18 protein-coding genes are annotated in these 21,971 nt (G+C 72.7%); 9 read left to right on the top strand and 9 right to left on the bottom strand.

Features of this window, described 5'->3' with window-relative positions:
* Positions 1-65 precede the first annotated feature (65 nt).
* Complete coding sequence (locus ACFY0I_RS08325) at positions 66-845, bottom strand: MHYT domain-containing protein (RefSeq protein ID WP_388891921.1); 780 nt, start codon at positions 843-845, stop codon at positions 66-68.
* A 219-nt stretch (positions 846-1,064) separates the two neighbouring features.
* Between ACFY0I_RS08325 and ACFY0I_RS08320 the strand changes: the two genes are divergently transcribed.
* Positions 1,065-1,664, top strand: a complete 600-nt coding sequence (locus ACFY0I_RS08320; protein ID WP_388891919.1) for a class I SAM-dependent methyltransferase — start codon at positions 1,065-1,067, stop codon at positions 1,662-1,664.
* Between the two features lie 227 nt (positions 1,665-1,891).
* Positions 1,892-2,671, top strand: a complete 780-nt coding sequence (locus tag ACFY0I_RS08315) for a hypothetical protein (RefSeq protein WP_388891917.1) — start codon at positions 1,892-1,894, stop codon at positions 2,669-2,671.
* Between the two features lie 176 nt (positions 2,672-2,847).
* On the opposite strand, the gene ACFY0I_RS08310 is transcribed toward ACFY0I_RS08315, so the two are convergent.
* Both ACFY0I_RS08310 and ACFY0I_RS08305 read right to left on the bottom strand, forming a co-directional pair.
* A complete protein-coding gene (locus tag ACFY0I_RS08310) occupies positions 2,848-3,393 on the bottom strand; it encodes an MOSC domain-containing protein (RefSeq protein ID WP_388891914.1) in 546 nt (181 codons plus the stop codon).
* A 23-nt stretch (positions 3,394-3,416) separates the two neighbouring features.
* Entirely contained in the window at positions 3,417-3,596 is a 180-nt protein-coding gene (locus ACFY0I_RS08305; RefSeq protein ID WP_388891911.1) for a hypothetical protein, read from the bottom strand.
* Between the two features lie 184 nt (positions 3,597-3,780).
* Between ACFY0I_RS08305 and ACFY0I_RS08300 the strand changes: the two genes are divergently transcribed.
* The 5 genes from ACFY0I_RS08300 to ACFY0I_RS08280 all read left to right on the top strand — a co-directional run bounded on the left by ACFY0I_RS08300 (position 3,781) and on the right by ACFY0I_RS08280 (position 12,066).
* Entirely contained in the window at positions 3,781-6,801 is a 3,021-nt protein-coding gene (locus ACFY0I_RS08300) for a DEAD/DEAH box helicase (protein ID WP_388891909.1), read from the top strand.
* Positions 6,798-8,081 carry an SWF or SNF family helicase gene (locus ACFY0I_RS08295; protein ID WP_388891906.1) on the top strand — a complete coding sequence of 428 codons (1,284 nt, stop codon included), beginning with the start codon at positions 6,798-6,800 and terminating at the stop codon, positions 8,079-8,081. Before ACFY0I_RS08300 ends, ACFY0I_RS08295 begins: the two co-directional genes overlap by 4 nt.
* Positions 8,082-8,267: 186 nt before the next feature.
* Positions 8,268-9,590: a GAF domain-containing protein gene (locus tag ACFY0I_RS08290; protein ID WP_388891903.1), complete on the top strand. Its 1,323-nt coding sequence runs from the start codon at positions 8,268-8,270 to the stop codon at positions 9,588-9,590.
* A gap of 56 nt (positions 9,591-9,646) precedes the next feature.
* Positions 9,647-11,170, top strand: coding sequence for an aldehyde dehydrogenase family protein (locus ACFY0I_RS08285; protein WP_388891900.1), 1,524 nt, complete (start codon positions 9,647-9,649; stop codon positions 11,168-11,170).
* Between the two features lie 107 nt (positions 11,171-11,277).
* Positions 11,278-12,066 (top strand): FkbM family methyltransferase, encoded by a 789-nt coding sequence (locus ACFY0I_RS08280; RefSeq protein WP_388891897.1) that lies wholly within the window; start codon positions 11,278-11,280, stop codon positions 12,064-12,066.
* Here the strand turns inward: ACFY0I_RS08280 and ACFY0I_RS08275 are convergent.
* The 5 genes from ACFY0I_RS08275 to ACFY0I_RS08255 form a co-directional block, all read right to left on the bottom strand.
* On the bottom strand, positions 12,059-13,366 hold the full coding sequence (locus ACFY0I_RS08275; protein WP_388891896.1) for an NtaA/DmoA family FMN-dependent monooxygenase: 1,308 nt from the start codon (positions 13,364-13,366) through the stop codon (positions 12,059-12,061). The two genes, ACFY0I_RS08280 and ACFY0I_RS08275, sit on opposite strands and share 8 nt — an antisense overlap.
* Positions 13,356-14,597: a hypothetical protein gene (locus ACFY0I_RS08270; RefSeq protein WP_388891894.1), complete on the bottom strand. Its 1,242-nt coding sequence runs from the start codon at positions 14,595-14,597 to the stop codon at positions 13,356-13,358. Before ACFY0I_RS08270 ends, ACFY0I_RS08275 begins: the two co-directional genes overlap by 11 nt.
* Positions 14,597-15,811, bottom strand: coding sequence for an acetyl-CoA carboxylase biotin carboxylase subunit family protein (locus ACFY0I_RS08265; RefSeq protein WP_388891891.1), 1,215 nt, complete (start codon positions 15,809-15,811; stop codon positions 14,597-14,599). Before ACFY0I_RS08265 ends, ACFY0I_RS08270 begins: the two co-directional genes overlap by 1 nt.
* Positions 15,808-17,400, bottom strand: a complete 1,593-nt coding sequence (locus ACFY0I_RS08260; protein ID WP_388891888.1) for an AMP-binding protein — start codon at positions 17,398-17,400, stop codon at positions 15,808-15,810. Before ACFY0I_RS08260 ends, ACFY0I_RS08265 begins: the two co-directional genes overlap by 4 nt.
* Positions 17,401-17,468: 68 nt before the next feature.
* Positions 17,469-18,224 (bottom strand): hypothetical protein, encoded by a 756-nt coding sequence (locus tag ACFY0I_RS08255; protein ID WP_388891885.1) that lies wholly within the window; start codon positions 18,222-18,224, stop codon positions 17,469-17,471.
* A 278-nt stretch (positions 18,225-18,502) separates the two neighbouring features.
* On the opposite strand from ACFY0I_RS08255, the gene ACFY0I_RS08250 reads away from it, so the two are divergent.
* Complete coding sequence (locus tag ACFY0I_RS08250) at positions 18,503-19,375, top strand: aldo/keto reductase (RefSeq protein ID WP_388891882.1); 873 nt, start codon at positions 18,503-18,505, stop codon at positions 19,373-19,375.
* 158 nt (positions 19,376-19,533) lie between these two features.
* On the opposite strand, the gene ACFY0I_RS08245 is transcribed toward ACFY0I_RS08250, so the two are convergent.
* The gene (locus ACFY0I_RS08245; RefSeq protein ID WP_388891879.1) at positions 19,534-20,682 is read right to left on the bottom strand and encodes a DUF475 domain-containing protein; all 1,149 of its coding nucleotides are present in this window, start codon (positions 20,680-20,682) and stop codon (positions 19,534-19,536) included.
* Between the two features lie 352 nt (positions 20,683-21,034).
* Between ACFY0I_RS08245 and ACFY0I_RS08240 the strand changes: the two genes are divergently transcribed.
* Positions 21,035-21,916, top strand: a complete 882-nt coding sequence (locus ACFY0I_RS08240) for an LLM class F420-dependent oxidoreductase (protein WP_388891877.1) — start codon at positions 21,035-21,037, stop codon at positions 21,914-21,916.
* The last annotated feature ends 55 nt before the right edge of the window (positions 21,917-21,971 follow it).

The following is a 21,971-nucleotide window of genomic DNA, read 5'->3' as shown; positions in this document are numbered from 1 at the left end:
GGTCGGGGGGTGAGGTCCGGGTGCGGGGCTGAGGTCCGGGGGACTGCGATCGGGTCGGGGAGAGGTCAGCGGGCGGGGAGCGCGGCCTCACCGAGGTTGCGGGCGGAGGCCGAGGCGGCGCGCTCGTCGGCGGTCGGGGAGAGCGCCACGAAGGCGGCGGTGATGAAGAGGTAGGAGCCCAGGCCCACCGCGAGGGGGAAGATGAACTGCATGGCCGTGGCGCCGGAGAGGGCCGCGTCCGAGGGCGCGACGCGGACGGCGACGGCGGCCATCCCCGTGTAGTGCATGCTGCTCACGGCGGCGCCCATGACCAGCGAGGCTCCGGCCACGGCAACCGGCGATTTGATGTTGAGCGCCGCCCAGAGCGCGGCGGTCGCGGCGATCACGGCAATGGCGACGGAGAGCCCGACGGTCAGCGGCCGGTAGCCGACCTGTCCGTGCAGGCGCAGCGCCGCCATCCCGAGGTAGTGCATGCTCGCGACGCCGAGGCCGGTGGTCAGGCCGCCGAGTACGAGGGCCCTGCCGCGGTTCCCGCCGTAGCCGACGGCGAAGACCCCGGCGCCGACGACGAGCACGGCGACGAGGAGGCTGAGGATGGTCAGCGGCACGTCGTAGCGGATCTCGGTGCCGGTGACGTGGAAGCCGAGCATCGCGACGAAGTGCATCGTCCAGATGCCGGTGCCGATGGCCGAGGCCGCGGTGAGCAGCCAGTTGCGGCGGGAGGCACCCGTCGCGGCGAGCGCACGGACGGTGCAGCGCAGCCCGAGGGCGGCGCCGATCGATGCCATCACGTACGACAGTACGGGTGTCAGCCAGCCATAGGCGGCGTGGTCCAGGTGTCCCATGGCCACGGGACGCTAGTCCGGGTGAGGGCACGAACAAGGGGAGCATTTCGAAAGCCGCTGGAACTGCTGGAATATGACAGAGCTACGTTCGTCTCCGATCACACCACGTGCCACCTTGCGCACGCAGCGCAGGCACGGCGTACACCACGGACATCACGGAGGTACGGAGGGCACCGGCCGGGACGCCATGGGCACACCGCCGTGCGGGATCATGGGCCCATGAGCCGAGACCACACGCACGTGCAGGAGTTCTTCGGGCCGCGCGCCGGCGCCTGGGACCGGAAGTTCCCCGAGGACGGCCCCGCCTTCGCGGACGCCGTGGCCGAGTGCGGGCTGCGGACCGGGGACCGGGTGCTCGACGCGGGCTGCGGGACCGGCCGGGCCCTGCCCCCGTTGCGCGAGGCCGTGGGGCCCGCCGGGACGGTGCTCGGAGCCGATCTCACCGAGGAGATGCTCGCCGCCGCGCAGGAGGCCGGGCGCGGGGTCGCGGGTACGCTCCTGCGGGCCGACGTGGCCCTGCTGCCCCTGCGGGACGGCGCCCTGGACGCGGTGTTCGCGGCCGGGCTGATCGCCCACCTGCCCGACCCGGAGGCCGATCTGCGCGAGCTCGCCCGCGTGGTCCGCCCCGGCGGCCGGCTCGCGCTCTTCCACCCGATCGGCCGCGCCGCGCTCGCCGCGCGCCACGGTCGGGCGCTGACCCCCGACGACCTGCGGGCCGAGCACAACCTCGGCCCGCTGCTGTCCGGTTCGGGCTGGCACATGACCCGCTACGCCGACGAGGACCACCGCTTCCTGGTCCTGGCCGAGCGCCGCGCCTGAGCCCCGGCGACCCCGGTCGGCCGGCGGGGCGCGGGGTCGCGCGGTGGAAGGCCCCAGCCGGAGGATCGCCCTCAGCCGGTCGTGACGCCGCACCCATATCCCTTTCCGTGACGGGTGCCCAACCGGACGTAGAGGCGGCGGGCTGGGAAATCGGCATCCTTCTGCTCTCGACGTGCGTGTTACCCGCTGGTTAAGGTGCGCCGACGAGAGAGCGATCGGGAGGCCACGTGTCCGACGAGGAGGACGGGGGCTCGCTGTACGTGCTGACCGCCGTGCTGCTGACCCCCACGCAGTTCCCGGCCGTCCTGGGCGACGACTTCCCGGAGGCCTGCGCCCTGCTGGGCGTACGGCCGGTCACGGACGGGTACGGGCTGGTGCTCGGGCAGGACGAGGAGGGGGCGCGCTGGACGGTCGTCGTGGACGACGTCTCGCTCGTGGCCGCCGCCATCGCCTCCTGGGACTGCGGGATGGAGTACGACCTGTCGCCCGACGAGCGGACGATCGTGGTGTCGCTGGCGGGTTGGCCGCTGGAGCTGACGGTGTCGGCGCCGGGCGTCGCGGAGCCGCACGATCCGGAGCAGGGGGCGGACGGCACCGGCCGGGTGCCGTTGACCCCGCCTTCGGCGGACGCGTGGGGGCCCGTGCAGCGGCGGATGGGCGCCGACCAGATCGCCCGGGAGTGGGCGGACTGGCGCGAGCGCGTCGCGACCGACGGCGGCGCGGCGGCTGCCGCGCATCCCGGACTGGCGCGCGCCCTGCGGGAGGCGACGGAGTACACCCGCGCGGCGCCTCCCGCGGGCCGGGTGCGCTCGTCCTTCGCCGCCGAGGGCGCGCGGACCGTACGGGCCGACGGCCCCGGCTGGTCGCTGGTGGCCCGGACCGACGACTCGGCGTTCGTCCTGCTGGACGACGAGCCGGGCGAGGTGCTGGCTGTTCCCCGCGAGGGGGAGTTCGCCCTGCGGGAACTGTTGGCGGCCCTGGACCGGATGGCGGTGCGGCCCGCCTGAACGAGGGATCCCCGGCGCCACGGTCGGGATCGGCGGTGAAAGTGACGCGGGAGTTCGGCCCGCGCGGCGGAAACCGGCAGCCGCGCCGGGCCACAGCCCTCGTCGAGGACTACCAACGGCCCGGCCCGGGTGGCCGCGCCCGGGTGGGCGCGGATCCGCGCAGGGCGACCGAGGAATCAGACCCGTTCGAGCGGGACGTGCGGGAGCGCCGGCAGGGTGACCGTGATCGCGTCACCGGGGTGGATCGCGCCGCCCCGGCGGACCACGCCCATGATTCCGGCCTTGCGGATCAGACGGCCCGCCTCGTCCCGGCCGACGACCTGCTTGAGCAGCCCGCTGCGGAAGTTGTCGATCTGCAGGCACGGGTTGCGCAGACCCGTCACCTCCACGACCGCCTCCTCGCCGAGGCCCAGCAGCGTTCCGGTCGGCAGCGCCAGCAGGTCGATGCCCTCCGTGGTCACGTTCTCCCCGAGTTGGCCCGGCGCGACGTCGAAGCCCCGGTCGGCCAGTTCGTCGAACAGCTCGCGATGGATGAGGTGCACCTGTCGGAGGTTCGGCCGGGTCGGGTCCTGCGCCACGCGGGAGCGGTGCTTGACCGTGACCCCGGCGTGCACGTCCCCCTCCACGCCGAGACCGGCGAGCAGCGTGATGCTCTCCCGGTTCGGCTTGGTGAACGAGTACACGCCGTTGCTGCTGACGGCCGTGATGTGTGCGGTGTTCATGAAGTACGTCCCCCGTGCGGCCCTCAGCGGCCGAGCTGCTTCCTTGATGTGCCCCGCAGACGACGACGCTGGGAAGGGTCCAGCAGGAGGTACGCGACGGCCGGGACCGCGACCAGGGCCACCAGACCCCAGACCCCGAACGCCCAGAACAACACGATCGCTGCCGCGACTGCGGCAACCGCGACCTTTCCGCTCCTCGACATCTACGGACACCTCCTCCTGCGTCGGCTACTGCCCTCTCAACGCTCCGCCCCGACCGTGCGTTCCCCCGCGCGGCATCCTTGTCGTTCCGGCGTGATCCGGGTCACCGCGTCGCGGACGCCGTCGCGGCCGGCGCATGAGGTACTCTCGGCCGCCCCGTACCCGGTAGTCAAGTTTGAGGAATGCGTGCTCTCCGAGATCTCCGGCCTCATCCGCCGCTCCGCCGTCTTCCTGCCCGCGGACCCGCCGCGCAACGGCCGCGTCGCCTTCTGGCCGGCCGAGAGCGCCCCGCCCGCCGCAGGCGGTGCCCCCGGTACGGGAACCACCGCGCGCACCGGAGCCGGCGCCCTCCCCGCGGGCCCCGGGGCCCCGGGCGGCGTCGTCGAGGAACTCACCGTGGTCACCCCGGAGCTGCGACCGACCGCCGTCCGGGCCCTCGTGCTGCCCCTGGACGCCGCCCTGCCGCTGCTCACCCGGGCCCGGACCTCCCCCGGGGCGAGCGCCCCGGCGGCGTTCTGGGGCGCGGCGTCGCTGCTCGCCCTCGGGTTCGCCGCCCGCGGGTTGCTGCTGCCCGGGCTGAGCCCCGCCGGGTACGACGCCTGGCGGACCGGTCCGTTGGAGGCCGCCGACCTCGAAGCGGTACGGGAGCTGGCGGCCGCCATGCCGCCGGAGGCCCATTGCGTCCCCCTGGACGTCGACGGGCCGCCCCGACTGCCCGCCCCCGAGCCGCTGCTGCGGGCCTTCCTCGACGCGGTCGCCGACACCCTGCCCCGGTCCCCCGCCGCCACCGCCGCCACCGGCGGCCCCGCCTTCGCGGCGCCCGCCGGACCCGCCCGGCCGCTGCCCGCGCTGCGCGCGTGGGCGGACGAGGTGGCCGCGGGTCACGATGCGGGGGTACGGATCTCCCTGCGCGTCGAATTCCGCGCTCCGGACGACGGCCCGTACGGCGGCCCGTTCGACGGCCGCGGCGACGGCCGGGGCGACAACCCCGGCGACCGCCTCGACGCCCACCCCACCGACGCCCCCGACACTCCGCCCGCCCTGCGCGCCGTGCTCCAGTTGCACAGCCTCGCCGACGCCGGCCTCGTCGCCGACGCCGCCGACGTCTGGGCCTCCACGGGAAGCACCGCCGGCGCGTCTTCGGGCCCCGCACCGGGCGTCTTCCCGCCCCGCGCCCGGCTCGACGCCCTGCGCGCGCTGCGCCGCGCGGCCCGGCTCTGGCCCGCGCTGACCCCGCTGCTCGGGGCCGCCGTACCGGACGCGGTCGACCTCGCCGACGAGGACGTCGCGGAGCTGCTCGGCGGCGCCGCCGCGGCCCTCGCGGCCGACGGCGTCCAGGTGCACTGGCCGCGCGGCCTCGCCCGCACCCTCACCTCCCGGGCCGTCATCGACTCCCCCGCCGCACGCGCCGCCGCTCCCGCGCCTGCGGGCCTGCTCTCCACCGGCGCCCTGCTCTCCTTCGACTGGCGCCACTCCCTCGACGGTCGGACGCAGGACCTGACCCCGGCCGAACTCGACCGACTGGCCGAGGCGAACCGCCCCCTGGTCCGGCTGCGCGACCAGTGGGTCCTCGTCGACCCGGCCGCGGTGCGCCGGGCCCGCGCCCGGGTCGAACGGCCCATCACCGTCTCCGCCGCCGACGCGCTGGCCGCCGTACTCACCGGATCGACCGAGATCGACGGCGAACGGGTCGAGGTGACGGCCGCGGGAGCCCTCGCCGAGCTGCGGTCCCGGCTCACCGCAGATCCCGCGCGGGCCGCCCTCCCTCCGGCGCCGAAGGGGCTCGAGGCGACCCTGCGGGACTACCAGTTGCGGGGGTTGGCCTGGCTGGACCTGATGACCTCGCTCGGCCTCGGCGGGTGTCTGGCCGACGACATGGGCCTGGGCAAGACGGTCACGCTCATCGCGCTGCACCTGCACCGGGACCGCCCCGAGCCGACCCTCGTCGTCTGCCCGGCCTCGCTCCTCGGCAACTGGCAGCGCGAGATCGAGAGGTTCGCGCCGGGCACGCCCGTACGCCGTTTCCACGGCGGCAGCCGCAGCCTCGACGGCCTCGACGGCGGCTTCGTCCTCACCACGTACGCCACCATGCGCCTGGACGCGGCCGAACTCGCCTCCAGGCACTGGGGCATGGTCGTCGCCGACGAGGCCCAGCACGTCAAGAACCCCCGTTCCTCCACCGCCAAGGCGCTGCGCACCATCCCGGCGCCGGCCCGCGTCGCGCTCACGGGCACCCCGGTGGAGAACGACCTGTCCGAGCTGTGGGCCCTGCTCGACTGGACCACCCCCGGCCTCCTCGGCCGGCTCGGCACCTTCCGCACCCGCTGGGCCGAGCCCGTCGAGAGCGGCCGCGACCCGCAGGCCGCGGCCCGGTTGGCCGCGCTGGTGCGGCCGTTCCTGCTGCGGCGCAAGAAGTCCGACCCGGGCATCGCGCCCGAGCTGCCGCCGAAGACGGAGACCGACCACCCGGTGTCCCTGACCCGCGAACAGGCCGGGCTGTACGAGGCGGTCGTGCGCGAGACCCTCGCCGCGATCGCTGCCGCCGACGGGATGGAACGCCGTGGACTGGTCGTCAAACTGCTGACCTCCCTCAAGCAGATCTGCAACCATCCCGCGCAGTACCTGAAGGAACCCGCTCCCGGCCCGGCCGGCCCGCGGGACCCGGCCCGCTCCGGGAAACTGGAGCTGCTGGACGAACTCCTCGACACGATCCTCGCCGAGGGCGGCTCGGTGCTGGTGTTCACCCAGTACGTGGCCATGGCCCGGATCCTGGAGCGCCACCTGGCGTCGCGCGGGATCGCCTCCGAGCTGCTGCACGGGGGGACGCCCGTCCCGCGCCGTGAGGAGCTCGTCGACCGTTTCCAGTCCGGGGAAGTGCCCGTGTTCCTGCTGTCGTTGAAGGCGGCCGGCACCGGCCTCAACCTGACCCGTGCCGGGCACGTCGTGCACTTCGACCGCTGGTGGAACCCGGCCGTCGAGGAACAGGCCACCGACCGCGCCCACCGCATCGGCCAGACCCAACCCGTCCAGGTCCACCGGATCATCGCCGAGGGCACCGTCGAGGACCGCATCGCCGAACTCCTCGAAGCCAAACGAGCCCTCGCCGACGCCGTCCTCGGCTCCGGCGAATCCGCCCTGACCGAACTGACCGACGCCGAGCTGGCCGAGCTGGTGGCACTGCGCCCGGCCCCGGGGAGCAACCGATGAGCAGCGCGCAGGACCCGTACGAGGAGACCTTCCCCGCACTGCCGCCGCACGCCGGCCGGACTTTCGCCACCACTTGGTGGGGTCATGCCTGGCTGCGGGCCCTGGAGGGCGGCGCGCTCGACGGTGAGCAGGTCAGGCAGGGCCGCCGGTACGCGCGCACCGGCGCGGTCGGCGCCGTGTCGGTGCGCCCGGGCGGGCTGACGGCGGTGGTCCGCGACCCGGACGGAACGGCGCACCGGACGGACGTACTGGTCCAGGAGTTCACCGAAGCGCAATGGGACCGGCTGCTGGCTCTGGCGGTCGCGGAGTCGGGTCACATCGCGGCCCTGTTGGAGCGTGAGGTGCCGCCGGAGCTGGCCGAGGACGCGGCGGCGGCCGGGGTCGACCTGCTGCCCGGCATCGGCGAACTCGACCCGCGTTGCGACTGCGGCGAGTGGGACCACTGTCCGCACACGGCGGCGCTCTGCTACCGGATGGCGCGGCTGCTGGACCAGGACCCGTTCCTGCTGCTGCTGTTGCGCGGGCGCCCGGAACGGGACCTGTTGATCCAGCTGGAGGACCGCAGCGCCGCCGGAGCACAACCGGAACCGGATGCCTCGCCCGGTGTCATCGGCATCCCGGCGGCGGAGGTGTTCGCGGGCCGGGCGCTGCTGCGGCCGCTGCCCGCGCCGCCGGCGCTGCCGGCCGCTCCGGGTCAGCCGCCGACGCTGGACACCGCGGCCCGGCCGGACGGGCTGGACGTGGACGCCGTGGAGTTCCTCGCGCAGGCGGCCGCGTCCGAGGCACACCGGCTGCTCGGGCGGGCGCTGGCCGCGGACGGCCTCGAACAGCCGGCGCCGGCCCCGCCGACGGCCGAGCAGGACGCCGTACGACTCACCGCCGAGGCCCGCCAATTCCGGCTCCGTTACCGCTTGGCGGCAGCTTCCGGCCGTGACCAGCCGACCATGGAGCTGGCCGTACGGGCCTGGGGCTTCGGCGGGGCGCCGGCCCTGGCGGCGCTGGAGGACGACTGGTCGCCGGACCGGGCGGCCCTCGCCCGGGCCCGCTCCGCCCTGGCGGCGGCCTGGCCGGACGAGGACGCTCCGGAGCTGCGCCGGGTGCGCGCCCGCTGGACGGCGCCGGGCGCCCGACATCAGCTGCGCCTGGGCCGGGACGGCCGCTGGTGGCCGCTGCGCCGCGAAGGGAGCCGCTGGAGCCTCGCCGGCCCGTCCGCCCCGGATCCGGCGTCGGCGCTGGCCTGTCTGGAAGCGGAGTCCGAAGGGGCCGACGGCCCGGCCTGAGCGGCGCGCGGGCCGGCCGGGGCCCGGAAGGCGGCGCGGGGAAGCGGCGCGGGAACGCAGCCCGGGGGAAGCGGCTCGGGGAGTTTCGGCGCGGAGTGGCCGACGTGGCGCTTGTCGGGGCCGGGGTCCCGCACGACGATGGGGGCGCTCCGCGTACCGCGGCGCCACGGTCCTCGGGAGGGCGACATGGGCGATCCGTCGTTGGCGTTGCCGGGCGGGACGGATCCCGCCGAGCGCACCCGCGTGCTGCGACGGGCGCACGCCGCGTTCACCGAGGACGGCCGGGTCGAGGCCCCGGTCCGGTCGGTGATCGCGAAGTCCTGGCGGCGGTGCGCCCGGGCCCGGCTCAGTCCTGAGTGCGCGCCCCGGCTGGAGCTGGCGGAGGCGGAGCTGGGGGCCTACCGCGAGCAGCATCCGCTGGCCCGGGTGATGCCGCTGTTCCGGGACCTCGTCGGGGCGTTCGCGGCGCACGGGGCGCACCTGCTGGCGGTGTGCGACGCGCGGGGCGGGCTGCTGTGGGTGGAGGGCGAGCCGGCCACGCTGCGGCGGGCCGAGGGGCTGGGTTTCGTCCCGGGCGCGCGCTGGGCGGAGTCGGCGATGGGAACCAACGCGCCGGGTACGGCGGTGGCCGTCGGTCGGCCCGTCCAGGTCTTCGGGGCGGAGCACTTCAGCCGGCGGGTCCACCCGTGGACGTGCGCGGCGGCGCCGGTGCGTGACCCGGGCACCGGCCGGGTGCTCGGCGCGGTCGACATCACCGGCGGGGACGGGCTGGCCCACCCCCATTCGTTGGCCTTCGTCCAGGCGGTGGCGCGCGCGGCGGAGTCCCAGTTGGCGCTGCTCGCGCCGCGACCGGCGGCGGCCGGCCGCGCCGGCCTGAGCGCGCTGGGCCGCGACGAGGCGCAACTGGTGCTCGGGGAACGGCGGATCGTACTGGGGCGGCGGCACAGCGAGATCGTCACGCTGCTGGCACACCATCCCGAGGGCCTTTCCGGCGAGGAACTGGCGTACGCCCTGTACGAGGACGAGTCCGTCTCGGCGGTGACCCTGCGGGCGGAGATGTCGCGGCTGCGGGCGCTGCTGGGGGCGGAGCACCTGCTGTCCCGGCCCTACCGGACGGCCGCCCCGCTGGAGGCCGATTCGACGGCGGTGGTGCGGCACTTGGCGGCGGGCGCGGTGTCGGCCGCCCTCGCCCGGTACGCGGGACCGCTGCTGCCCGCGTCGACGGCGCCGGGCATCGTCCGGTTGCGCCGACGCATCGAGGACCAGGCGCGGGCGGCGGTGATCGCCCGGGCGGACCGGGGGCTGCTCACGGACTGGGTGTGCGCCCCGTGGGGCGCGGACGACCCGGCGGTGTGGCGGGCTCTGGCCGAAGCCCTGCCGCCGGAGGGCCGGCCGGCCGCGCTGGCCCGCGTACGCACCCTGGACGCGGAACTCGGAACCGGACCCGAGCACGGGTCCGCGCCGGGACCCGGCGGGCGTGCAACGTACCCGCAACCTGCCCGGTCCTAGCCTCCTCACCGAGCGCTGTCCGACGGCGGCCGGCGCCCGGCAAGGGGAGGTCCTCGATGGCCCGTTTCGCTGCGCCCGGTACCGAAGGCGCGCTGATGTCGTACGCGGCGCGCTACGACCACTTCATCGGCGGCGAGTACGTCGAGCCCGCCCGCGGCCGGTACTTCGACAACCCCTCCCCCATCACCGGGCTGCCGTTCACCGAGGTCGCGCGGGGCACGGCCGAGGACGTCGAGCGCGCCCTGGACGCGGCCCACGCGGCGGCGCCCGGATGGGGGCGGACCTCGGCCGGCGACCGGTCCAACGTTCTGCTGCGGATAGCGGAGCGGATGGAGCAGAACCTGGAGGCGCTGGCGGTCGCGGAGACCTGGGAGAACGGCAAGCCGGTCCGGGAGACCCTCGCCGCGGACCTGCCGCTGGCCATCGACCAGTTCCGCTACTTCGCGGGCGCGCTGCGCGCCCAGGAGGGCGCGCTCAGCCAGCTCGACGACGACACGGTGGCGTACCACTTCCACGAGCCGCTGGGGGTGGTCGGCCAGATCATTCCGTGGAACTTCCCGATCCTGATGGCGGTGTGGAAGCTCGCTCCGGCGCTCGCGGCGGGCAACGCGGTGGTCCTCAAGCCGGCCGAGCAGACCCCGGTGTCGGTGCACTACTGGCTGAGCCTGGTGGCGGACCTGTTGCCGCCGGGCGTGGTGAACATCGTCAACGGTTTCGGCGAGGAGGCCGGCAAACCCCTCGCGTCGAGCCCGCGCGTCGCGAAGGTGGCCTTCACCGGGGAGACCTCCACCGGCCGGCTGATCATGCAGTACGCGGCGGAACACCTCACTCCGGTGACCCTGGAACTCGGCGGGAAGAGCCCCAACCTGTTCTTCGACGACATCTGGACGACGGACGACGACCTGCGCGACAAGGCCCTTGAGGGCTTCACCATGTTCGCGCTGAACCAGGGCGAGGTGTGTACGAGCCCGTCGCGCGCGCTGATCGAGCGCGGCCGGTACGGGGACTTCCTGGAGGCGGCGGTCGCCCGGACCGAACTGATCGTGCCGGGTCACCCGTTGGACACGGACACGATGATCGGGGCGCAGGCCTCCGAGGAGCAGTTGAAGAAGGTCCTCGCGTACGTGGAGATCGGCGAGCGGGAGGGCGCCAAGCTGTTGACCGGCGGGCGCAAGCAGGAGCTGGAGGGTGAGCTGGCGGGCGGCTTCTACGTCCAGCCGACGATCTTCGAGGGCGACAACCGGATGCGGATCTTCCAAGAGGAGATCTTCGGACCGGTGGTGTCCGTGACCTCGTTCCAGGACTTCGACGACGCCGTCCGCATCGCCAACGACACCGCCTACGGGTTGGGCGCGGGCGTGTGGACCCGTGACGTCAACACGGCCTACCGCGCGGGCCGCGCGATCCAGGCCGGCCGCGTCTGGACGAACTGCTACCACGCCTACCCGGCCCACGCCGCCTTCGGCGGCTACAAGCAGTCCGGCATCGGCCGCGAGACCCACAAGATGATGCTGGAGCACTACCAGCAGACGAAGAACCTCCTGGTGTCGTACTCCCCGAAGAAGCTCGGCTTCTTCTGAGCGGTCGGCGCAGCCACGTCGGGTTCCGTGCGGCTTCTTTCGACGTCACGGACCCGACCGTGTTCCGCACCGACGCGCTCGACCTTCGCGAACGGGAGTGACCGCCTGTGGACCGGCTGCCCGCACCGGCTGAGCACGTCGTCATCAACGGCAAGCGCATGTACATCGACGCCCGGGACGCGAGAGGAGCGGCCATCGCCCGGGCGGGAGGCGTACTGCATCCCGTCGCGGGCGCGTTGTGGCGGGCCGTCATGACCGACGACAGGTGGGACGCGGTCGTCGACGTGGGAGCCAACTACGGCGAGATGCTCCTCGCGGCCGAACCACCGCCCGACGCGAGGGTCATGGCCGTGGAGCCCAACGAGCGGGTGGTGCCCTACCTTCGCCGCACGCTGGCCGAATCCCTGCCCGGCGTCCACCTCCAGCAGGTGGCCGTCAGTGACCTGGGCGGCGAGGCCGTCTTCCACGAGGACCTGACCTGGTGGGGCAACTCGACGCTGTGCCAGGAGTGGGTGGCGGACCGGCCGCACGTGTGGACCACGACGACCGTCGAAACGGTGCGCCTGGACGAGGTGTTGGACCTACTGGAGGTGACGCCGGGAATGCGGGTGGCCGTGAAGCTCGACATCGAGGGGCTGGAGGCGCGGGTGCTGCGCGACGGGCTCGCACGACTGCGCACCCTGCGGCACGCCAAGGTCATGGTCGAAGCCGTCCGCCTGACCGCCGACGAACACGATTGGCTGCTCGACCACTTTCACGTCTGGTACTTCGACGTCGCCCGGGAGGCCCTGGTCCGCGTCCACGACGAAACCTCGGGCGCCGCCCTGCGACGGCTGCTCGGCAGTCCCGGCGTCCATCCCAGGGACGTCGTCGTCGCGCCGGCCGTCCTCACCTGACCAACGGCAGCCCCAGACGCTCCCGGAGCATCCCCTGGGACCGGTGCCAGATCCCGCGGCGGGCCAGCTCGGGCAGGACGAACTCGACGAAGTCGTGGAAGCCTCCGGGCAGCGTGGGCGGCAGCAGGTTGAAGCCGTCGCACGCGCCCGAGCGGAACCAGGTCTCCATGGTGTCCGCGACGACCTCGGGCGGACCCACCACGACCCGGTGGGTCCGGGCCCCGGCGACGCGCCTGACCAGACCGCGCACCGTGCAGGGTCCGTCCTCGACCATCGCCAGGATCTCGTCCGCCCGCGTCATCCCCGTGGGGCCGTGTCTCTCCCTGAGCGCGGCGTGGTCGATGACCTCGTCCAGTCCCAGGCCGGACAGGTCGACACCGGTGACGGCCCTGATCTGATCGATCCCGTGCTCGGGGATCACCAGCTCGTCGAGTTCCCGCTGCTTGCTGCGGGCCTCGGCCGACGTCGACGCGACATGGACGCTGATGCCGGGCAGCGAGAGCAGGGCCTCGGGGCCTCGGCCCGCGGCGGCGGCCGCGGCGCGCAGTCCGGTGCGAAAGCGCGCCGCGCGGTCCCTGTCCCGCTGCACGGAGAAGACCACGTCCGCGTGTCGTGCCGCGAAGGCGCGACCCGGCTCCGAGGCCCCGGCCTGCACGATGAGGGGGTGGCCCTGCGGAGACCTGGCGGACTGGAACGGCCCGGCGACGTGGAAGTCCTCGCCGTCGTGGTCGATGGGCCGAACCAGCGACCGGTCCGCGTAGACGCCGGTGGCGCGGTCGCAGCGTATGGCGTCCGGTGCCCATGAGTCCCACAGTCCCTTCACCACCTGGAGGAACTCCTCGGCGCGCGCGTAGCGCGTCGGGCGGTCGGGGTGCGCCGTCGTGCCGAAGTTGGCCGCCGCGCCCGCGAACGCCGTGGTCACGACGTTCCAGCCCGCGCGTCCCCGCGACAGGTGGTCGAGCGAGGAGACCAGACGGGCCACGTTGTACGGCTCGGCGTAGGTGGTGGACGCGGTGCCGATCAGTCCCAGCGTGCTCGTGGCGGACGCCAGAGCCGCGAGCAGCGTGAACGGTTCGAGGACGCTGCCGCCGGTGTTGTGCTCGACGCGGGTGCGAAGGGCCGGCGCGTCGGCGAAGAAGACGGCGTCGATGCCGGCCAGATCCGCGGCCCGCGCCAGGTCGATGTAGTAGTCGAGGTCGTACATGCGCTCCGCGGGGCTGTGCGGCAGACGCCAGGACGCCTCGTGGTGCCCGGTCGGGACGACGAAGAGGAACAGGGCGAGCCGGCGCCTACTCTGCACCGCGGCTCCCCCGCGTATCGCCCAGCCCGATGGTCAGGCGCATCGTCCGGGCCGTGTCGAGCAGATCGATCGTCGTGGTCCCGCCCGGCCGCGGCGGACGGTCGCAGGGGCGGGCGGACTCCGGGGGCCCGTCTTGCGACGGCGCCCATCCGGGGCGGTCCGCCAAACGCCAGGACAGTCGGGCCGCGGAGACGCCCCAGGTGCGGGCCAAGCGCTCGACCAGCAGCCCCACTCGGTTGTGCCGGTTCATCCGCGGATTGCACTCGACGAAGCAGACCCGCGAGCCCGACGGCAGTTCCAGGCCGCTCCCGGTCCAGCCGGTGCCGATGATCAGGTCCACGGCCGCCACGCCGACGTATCCGTCCTCGGCCATGACCGCGAACAGTGGTTCCGCGTAGGACCTGACGGCGTCAAGATCGGCGGCGGACAGCCGAACGCCGCTGCTGGAGCCGACGAACGTGGCCCGCGACCGGTCGACGACCTGCTCGCACGCGGCGAGGAACACGCAGCCCACCTCGGGAACGATGAGGTACGAGACCGAGACGCTCACCCGCCACGGCAGCCAGGTCTCGACCACCACGTCCACCGGACCGTCCGTCGAGGTCGCGTCCGACTCGTCGGCCGGGCGGTCGAACAGGGCCGGCCGGAATTCCTCGCCGCCCCGGAGCACGACGTTGCCGGTGCCCCCGGTGCCCGGGAACTTCACGACGCGCGGCTGGGCGCAGGTGCCGATGCGCTCGGCGAGGGAGGCCAGGCCGACGGCGGAGTCGACCGCGTAGGTCGCGCCCGGTGGCAGGGCCGCCGCCCCCAGCAACTCCCCGCAGCGCTGCCGAAAGGCGGCCTTCGCTCCCCAACGCAGCCACAGCTCGGCCGAGTTGGCGCGCAGCCGCGGCCCCAGCACGCCTCGCAGACGTTCGATGTCCGCGGCGGCCTCCCGGGCGGGATCCACGCGGAACCCTTCGTGGAGGACCAGACGGCGTTCGAACGAGGCGGCCCCCGAGATGTCGCCGAGGGACTCACGGAAGACGCTCCCCGGCTCCGGTGCGCACCCCTGGATCCAGCGCCGCAGGCGCGCCGCCGCGGGCGCGCCGCGCGGAAGGGGGGAGAGCAGGGCGTGGGTGACGAACGCCGCGGCCCCCAGCTCGCTCTCCTCACGGTGCGCCGCGGCGATGACGGCGACCTCGTCGAGCAGCCAGCCGTAGCCGTCCCCGGTGTTCCCCTCCGCCCCCATCAGGCTTCCGGTCCCGCGGCCGGCGCAAGGGACCAGCGCGACTCGTAGCGCGCGATCCGCCGGCGCACCTCGGTGGTCGTGCGCCCTTCGAAGACGTAGGTGGCGATGCCGACCCCCGCGTGGCCGGCGACGGAGGGTTCGGCCGCGCCGCGCACGTCCGACCAGACGTGCTCGGAAAGCCCGCCGCCGTCGGCGCTCACGGCGCCCCGCCGCCTGGTCCGGGGTACGTAGAAGACGGTCCAGCCACCCGCCGGCGACCGGCGCCGGAGCCGGCTGGGCGCCGCCTGCGCGGGTAGCCCGAGATCCAGCGCGGTCTTCGTGAAGCGCAGGTCCCTGCCCCGCAGCAGGTCGAACACCCCCGGCACGCCCGCGCCGCCCGGTCGGCCGGCCATCTCGCAGAAGACGAAGGCCCCGTCCACGAGGAACGCCTCGCAGTGGAAGACGTCGTGCGACACGTCCCACGCCGCCAGGACGCGCCGGACGAATGTCGCGGCCCGGCCCGACAGGACCGGGTCGTCGATCGTGTGGGACGACAGCGGAACGGTCCCGCCCGCGCGGTGCGTGGGCCGTTCGTAGCGCGACAGCGTGAAGGTGAGCTCGCCGCCCGACACGTACCCGTCGATGTGGTGGAGGTCTCCGTCGACGAACTCCTCCACGAGGAAGTCCGTCGGATGCCGGGAGATGCCGTCCAGCGCGGCCGTGACGGCCTCGGCGCCCCGGAGCTCCCTCGCTCCCCGGGACCCGGAGAGGCCACGGGGCTTCAGGAACAGCCGTGCGACGTCCGGGCGGGACGCCAGTGCGCGGGCGGCGTCGGCCGCGAGCACTCCCCACGCGGTCGCGATGCCCGCCCGCGCCGCCGTCTCCTTCATCAGCCACTTGTCGCGCAACCGGGCCGTGTACCCGGGTTGTGGTCCTGGGACGCCCAGGGCCGCGCGCACGGAGGCGACGTCCTCCACGAACAGCTCGGAGCAGGTGCTCAGGCCGATGAGATCGGGCGCGTACTCCTCGGCCACGCGCCGGATCGAGCCGTGGTCGAGCGACTCGACGAGGTGCAGGCGGGTGTCGGACGGGAGCCCCGCGTAGTGGGCGCCCGGTCGGTCCGACACCACGACCGTCGCGATGCCGTGCCGGGTGAGGAACGACGAACCGTCGTCCTGGCGCCACGACTTGGCACGGGACCTGTCGACGATCAGCGCGTGCGCGCGCGGACTCACCTCCCGCGCCTCAAAGCGACCGCGGACCATCCCGAGGCGGTCCGCGCGTACCGGTGGAGCTGATGACCACCGTCGCCCGCGCTCCCCGGGTGGAAGCGGCGACGGTCCGCCGGTCCACCCCGCCCGCCCGCGGCGAGCAGGACCAGCCACTCCGTGTCCACAGCCGTCTCGGGGAGGTGCCGCTCGGGGTCCGGGCAGCCCGCCCCGTACTCGATGGTGGTCACGGACGGTTTCCGCTGGACGTGGCACCCGCATCCGAGGCCGGCGACGAGGGGACGTCCGGCCGCCGCGTCCGGGGAGTCGACGCCCCGGCCGAGGAGGGCCTCCGGCACGAGTTCCCGGCGCGTGACCGCGTCCGGTACGCCGATCGCCCGCTCGACCGAGTCCAGGATCGCCTCCGCCCTGTCCGACATCCTCGATCGCCGCACCTTGCCCGAGCCGCTCAGCATGAGCTCGTCGGCACAGACGAGGAACACCGGCAGTCCCGGTCTCCCGGTGATGTCGGGGAGCAGGCCGGTGCGCAGCGGACGTGAGGTGAAGACCGCGACGCCGGGACGGCCCGGGATCCGGACGACCGCGTGGTCGCCCGCGTCGACCGCCAGATCGAGCCGGTCCTCGATCGCTCCTGGTGGGCGGGGCAGGCCCGGCACGTCGATCGCCTCGCTCACCCTGCCCAGGAGGACCACCATGCCGTCCCGTACCTCGGCGAAGTCACCGGTGTGCAACCAGCCTCCGGTCACGGACCCCGCGTGCTCGTCCTGAAGGTATCCGTCCATCAGGTCGGGGGTGCGGATCAGCAGTTCTCCGCCGTCGATCATGTAGTGGGTGTCCTCCACGGGGTGTCCGATCGGTGGGCGCCGCGCCAGGTACAGCGACGCGAAGCGCGGCCGGTCCTGGACGAACGGCATCATGAAGCTGAAGTTCACGGCCTCCGACATCCCGTACCCCTGGCGCAGCCGTGGCCCGTAGAGCTCGTAGAAGTCGGTGGCCAGATTTCTTCCGCACGGGCCGGCCGCGGTGATCACGTACTCCAGCCCCTTCGGCCAAGGTGGCGCTTCGTCGACCAACCTCCGCAGGACCCGGGGATTGGTCGAAGCGGTACGGGCGCCCGCGGCTTCGAGGCGGGAGAAGTAGGCGGACGGGCTTCCGCTGAAGTCGAGGGTGAGCGCTTCGCCGGTGAGATGTGTACCCAGCAGGGACATCATGAGCGCGTTGACGTGAAAGAGCTCCAGGCAGGTGCCGTGGGGGCGCCCCGAGCCGAAGCCGTGGACGCGGGCCGTTTTGAGGGCGTTGCCCATCACGGCGGCCCGCGGGAGCACGACCCCCTTGGGCCGCGCGGTGGTGCCCGAGGTGAACACGGTGACGGATCCGTCCGTCACCGGCCTCGGGTGCGGGGCGGCGGCGCTCCTGAACACGGCCGTGGCCCCGGCCGCGCCGTCCTCCCGGACCAGCAGCGAAGGATCGTACCGGTCGATGATGTCCAGCAGATCGGCCTCGCCGACCTCGGGTTTGATCAGGGCGAGAGCCGCGCCGGACGCCCAGCCGAGTCTGATGACCTCGGCGAGTGCCTCACTCGACGGGATGGACACGAGGCAGCGGTCCCCCGGTGTCAGTGATGCGATGGCGGTCCGCAGGGTCGGGGAGATCCCGGGGGCGGTCACTCCCGCCCGTCCCGCAGACACGTCTCCCCGGCGCTCCGCTGCTCGGCGAGGAAGATCGTCTGGGCCATCATGCGGTAGCCCGACATGGATTCGCGGAGGGTCTCTATGGACTCCTCGGGGTGCACCGAGTCGATGACGGCGTGCGGGCCATCGGCGTTGAACTGGTGGGAGACGCCTCTGGGTATCTGCATGTCGACCCAGGAGTTCTCCGGGACCACGGTGTTGTACCGGGTCCGCGGCGGCTCGTCATCGGTTCCGGAGAAGTCGTCCGCGAAGGTGTGCAGGTCCTCGCCGGTCCATCCGACCGACGGTCCGACGGCCATGGGCGAGAAGCTCGACACTCGGATGACCGTCCGGGGGCCGGTCATCATCCTCACGAACCGCAGACCCGTGTGGATGTGCATCCGCGAGCAGAGGTCGCGGCTGCGGACATCGTAGAAGTCCATCAAGTACCGGTCCGCGAAGTAGCCCTCGAACGGCGGCTCGAGCAGATAGACGTGCCCTTCCTCGAAGAGCTGCGCTCGCTGGAGTTCACCGGGGCGCGGGGGGCGCGCGGCCTCCAGGGCGTGCCCCCGCCGGACCAGGGACGCCAGCGTGCTGACCACCGCGAGGGCCACCTGCGGCTCGAACCGGGCCACGGGTGTGATGCGATTGGACTGCGCGTCCTGGTGGTCGCCGGTCGGACGGACCTCGTTCTCGTCGTCAGGGTTCTTCTTCATCACGGAGCCGTTCGGCAGGTCAGGCTGGTGCATACGTCTCCCCAACGTCGTCCAGGTGCCGAGCTGAGCCGGAGTACCCCCGAGCGCGGTTCCCGCGTCGTGGTGTCCGTGCCCTCGCACACCGTCGAACAGCCGCCGACCACACGTCAAGTACGTACCCACTGCTCGCCGTTCGAGCTCCAAGCGGCTCCCGGTGCTCTTTCCGATGCCTGAGTGATGGGGCATGCTCGGTGAGGTTGCCGGGGGACCGCACCCGCGTGGGACTCCTGCGACCAGCGTCCCTTTCGCAACGCGACCATCAAGGATTGATTGTGAGCACGCAGTCCCCCACACGTCCGGCCGACGCCTCCGGCACCTTCGCCCTGGGTGGCGATCTGCCGGTGAACCGTCTCGGATACGGCGCCATGCAACTGACCGGTCCGGGCGTCTGGGGCGAACCCAGCGATCCGGACGGGGCCGTCCGGGTCCTGCGCCGGGCCGTCGAGCTGGGCGTGACCTTAATCGACACGGCCGACGCCTACGGCCCGTTCGTCAACGAGCAGCTGATCCGCAAGGCTCTGCACCCCTACACCGATGACCTGGTCATCGCCACCAAGGGCGGCGTGACGCGTCCGGGTCCGGACGACTGGCGCCCCAACGGTCGACCCGAACATCTGCGCCAAACGGTCGAGTTGAGCCTGCGACGCCTCGGACTCGAACGCATCGATCTGTACCAGCTGCACCGGATCGACCCCGACGTCCCGCTGGCCGAGCAGCTCGGCGCGTTGACCCAGTTGCAGCAGGAGGGCAAGCTCCGTCACCTCGGGCTGTCCGAGGTGACGGTCGATGAACTGACGGAGGCCCGCACGTACGCCGACATCGTCTCCGTGCAGAACCTCTACAACCTGTCGAACCGATCGGCCGACGACGTGCTCAAGTACGCCGAGGCCGAGAACATCGCCTTCATCCCCTGGTTCCCGATCGCCACGGGCGAACTCGCCCGCCCCGGCGGCCCGCTGGACGCGATGTCCCGGCTGCACCGCGCGAGCCCCGCGCAGCTCGCCCTCGCCTGGCTGTTGCGCCGCTCCCCGGTGATCCTCCCGATTCCCGGCACGTCCAGTACCGCCCATCTGGAGGAGAACACCAACGCCGCGCTGGTGCGCCTCGACGACGAGGAGTTCGAGAAGCTCACCGCCGCGGCCTGAACCCGCGAGGGCACAAGGGTCACCACGCCCGGTATGCCGCGGCTCCACCGGCCTGCGGGATTCCGCAGGCCGGTGGGCCGGGTACCGGACGATCCCGCATCGCGGCGGACGTTCCACCGCACCGGGGGCTGCGACCGGCGCGGGCCCGGAGGGACGGACTAGACGCCGGAGGAGACGTCGGCCTTCTCCCGGGGCCCGGCGTTGGTTCCCGGGTCCGCCGCCAGTGCGCGGTTGCGCCGGACCGAGGAGAAGAAGGACCAGGCGATCAGCACGACGCCGACGAGGCCCGTGATGACCTCGGGGATCTCGTACCTGATGGTGACGAGCAGGATCACGGCGAGGGCGCCGATCGCGTAGTGGGCGCCGTGCTCCAGGTAGACGTAGTCGTCGAGGGTGCCCTGGCGGACCAGGTAGACCGTGAGCGAGCGGACGTACATCGCGCCGATACCGAGGCCGAGCGACATCAGGACGATGTCGTTGGTGATCGCGAAGGCGGCGATGACGCCGTCGAAGGAGAAGGACGCGTCCAGGACCTCCAGGTAGAGGAACATGAAGAACGCGGCCTTGCCGGCCATCACGACCGCCGGAACATTCCTGCCGCTCCTCCTGGCCTCTTCCTCGGCCTCGTGCTCCCGCTCCTCCTCTTCCTCGAGCTTGTTCTCGAAGTAGCCGGAGAGGCCGCCGACGATCAGGTAGGTGATCAGGCCCGCGGTGCCGGCGATCAGGACGGTCTCCGCCTTGTCCGCATGAAGGCCGCCGTGTTGGTGGGCCATGGTGGCGAAGGTCGTCGCGGAGACGAGCAGCGCGATGAGCGCGATGCAGACGGAGAGCATGTCGATCTTGCCGAGCTTGGCGAGGGGGCGCTCCAGCCAACCGAGCCACTTGATGTCCCGGTCCTCGAAGATGAAGTCGAGGAAGATCATCAACAGGAAGATGCCACCGAAGGCGGCGATCGCCGGGTGGGCGTCGGTCACGAGTTGCTGGTAGGTGTCCTTGTCGTCGAGCGCGAGCCGCACCGCCTCGATCGGACCGATCCGGGCGCTGACGGCGACGATCACGACCGGGAAGACCAAGCGCATGCCGAAGACCGCGACCAGGATGCCGACGGTGAGGAAGATCTTCTGCCAGAAGGCATTCATCTTCTTCAGGATCCCGGCGTTGACCACGGCGTTGTCGAAGGAAACCGAGATCTCGAGGATGGACAGGATCGCCACGACCCCGAAGCCGGCCCAACCCCCGTACAACACCGCCACGGCCAGACCGAGCGCGGTCACCGCGAACGACCAGCCGAATGTTTTCAGAAGCACGTGCCACCCCATCGTCGGATGCGGGGGATCCCCCGCGCAGTACCCGGCTTTACGAACCGTTGACCTTGAAGTCTAGAGCTGCGCCTCTCAGCCATGACGCATACCGGCCAACGACGCCAACCTTCCGGCGACGGGATTCCGGCGCGACCGGCCAATGCCGAAGCGCGGTTATCGGCATCGGCCACCTGGCCACCCACCACTTGCTCGACGACGGCGCCCGCACCCCAACTCCCGCACGCGGTGACGCACCGTACGCGAGAGGTTGGCGAGAAGAGTTCAATGGACAACTGATTGAGATCATTCCGCCCCCCGAAAGGGTGACGGGAGAAACAACGTGTGATACACAGGCATAATGTCTCCCCAACTCCCCTTACGCTTCGGCGTCAACATGTTCGTCCCCGGTTCACGACACGAGTGGCGCGCGAAGTGCCGCCGGGCCGAGCAACTCGGTTTCGACGTGGTCGGAGTGGCCGACCATCTGGGATTCCCCGCCCCGTTTCCAGCAATGGTGCTCGCGGCCGAAGCGACCGAAAGAGTACGGCTGACGACGTTCGTGTTGAACACGCCCTTCTACAACGCCGCTCTTCTCGCGCGGGATGTCGCGAGCACCGACCAATTCATCGACGGCCGTATGGAACTCGGTCTCGGCGCAGGCTATGTGAAGGCCGAGTTCGACACCGCGGAGATTCCGTTCCCCAGCGGCGGGAGTCGCGTCGAACAACTGGAGCGGACCATCACCACGTTGCGTCGTCTGTTCAACGACGCCGAATACGAACCACGCCCGGCCCAACCGTCCGGGCCGCCCCTGCTCGTCGCGGGCTGGGGCAACCGGCTGCTGCGCGTGGCCGCCGCTCACGCCGACATCATCGCCTTCCCCGGAGGGTGGGCCAACACCACCGGTGACGCGCTCCAGCTGGCGGGAATCGCGCAGATGGAGGAACGGATCGGCTACGTGCGCGGCCTGCTCGGTGACCGCGCCGACGCCGTGGAGCTGAACCTCCTGGTGCAGCAGGTGATTCCGCCCTCCGAACGCGCCTCGGTGCCCGACAGGTTCGAGCCGCTGCCGACCGACGCCGCGCACAGTCCCGAGGAGGTGCCCAGCGTGTTGGTCGGAACTCCCGCGGACATGGCTCAGCAGATCAAGGAACGCCGTGAACGCTACGGGTTCACCTACTTCACGATCATGGAATACAACATGGAGAACTTCGCGCCCGTCATCGCCGCGCTGCGCTGACCTGCACGCTCCGCCACCGTTGCCGCCCACGACGGGCGCCGTGATCGAAAGGGGT

It is taken from the genome of Streptomyces sp. NPDC001568, from assembly GCF_042893755.1.
Taxonomy (GTDB): Bacteria; Actinomycetota; Actinomycetes; order Streptomycetales; family Streptomycetaceae; genus Streptomyces.
The sequence above is the reverse complement of the archived record's forward strand: the minus strand, read 5'-3'. Positions and strand labels throughout refer to the sequence as shown.

Coding starts and splice junctions, on each gene's coding strand:
- ACFY0I_RS08320 (WP_388891919.1), top strand. CDS start 1,065: ATGAGCCGAGACCACACGCACGTGCAGGAGTTCTTCGGGCCGCGCGCC.
- ACFY0I_RS08305 (WP_388891911.1), bottom strand. CDS start 3,596: ATGTCGAGGAGCGGAAAGGTCGCGGTTGCCGCAGTCGCGGCAGCGATC.
- ACFY0I_RS08295 (WP_388891906.1), top strand. CDS start 6,798: ATGAGCAGCGCGCAGGACCCGTACGAGGAGACCTTCCCCGCACTGCCG.
- ACFY0I_RS08325 (WP_388891921.1), bottom strand. CDS start 845: ATGGGACACCTGGACCACGCCGCCTATGGCTGGCTGACACCCGTACTG.
- ACFY0I_RS08290 (WP_388891903.1), top strand. CDS start 8,268: ATGGGCGATCCGTCGTTGGCGTTGCCGGGCGGGACGGATCCCGCCGAG.
- ACFY0I_RS08270 (WP_388891894.1), bottom strand. CDS start 14,597: ATGGGGGCGGAGGGGAACACCGGGGACGGCTACGGCTGGCTGCTCGAC.
- ACFY0I_RS08240 (WP_388891877.1), top strand. CDS start 21,035: ATGTCTCCCCAACTCCCCTTACGCTTCGGCGTCAACATGTTCGTCCCC.
- ACFY0I_RS08310 (WP_388891914.1), bottom strand. CDS start 3,393: ATGAACACCGCACACATCACGGCCGTCAGCAGCAACGGCGTGTACTCG.
- ACFY0I_RS08255 (WP_388891885.1), bottom strand. CDS start 18,224: ATGCACCAGCCTGACCTGCCGAACGGCTCCGTGATGAAGAAGAACCCT.
- ACFY0I_RS08285 (WP_388891900.1), top strand. CDS start 9,647: ATGGCCCGTTTCGCTGCGCCCGGTACCGAAGGCGCGCTGATGTCGTAC.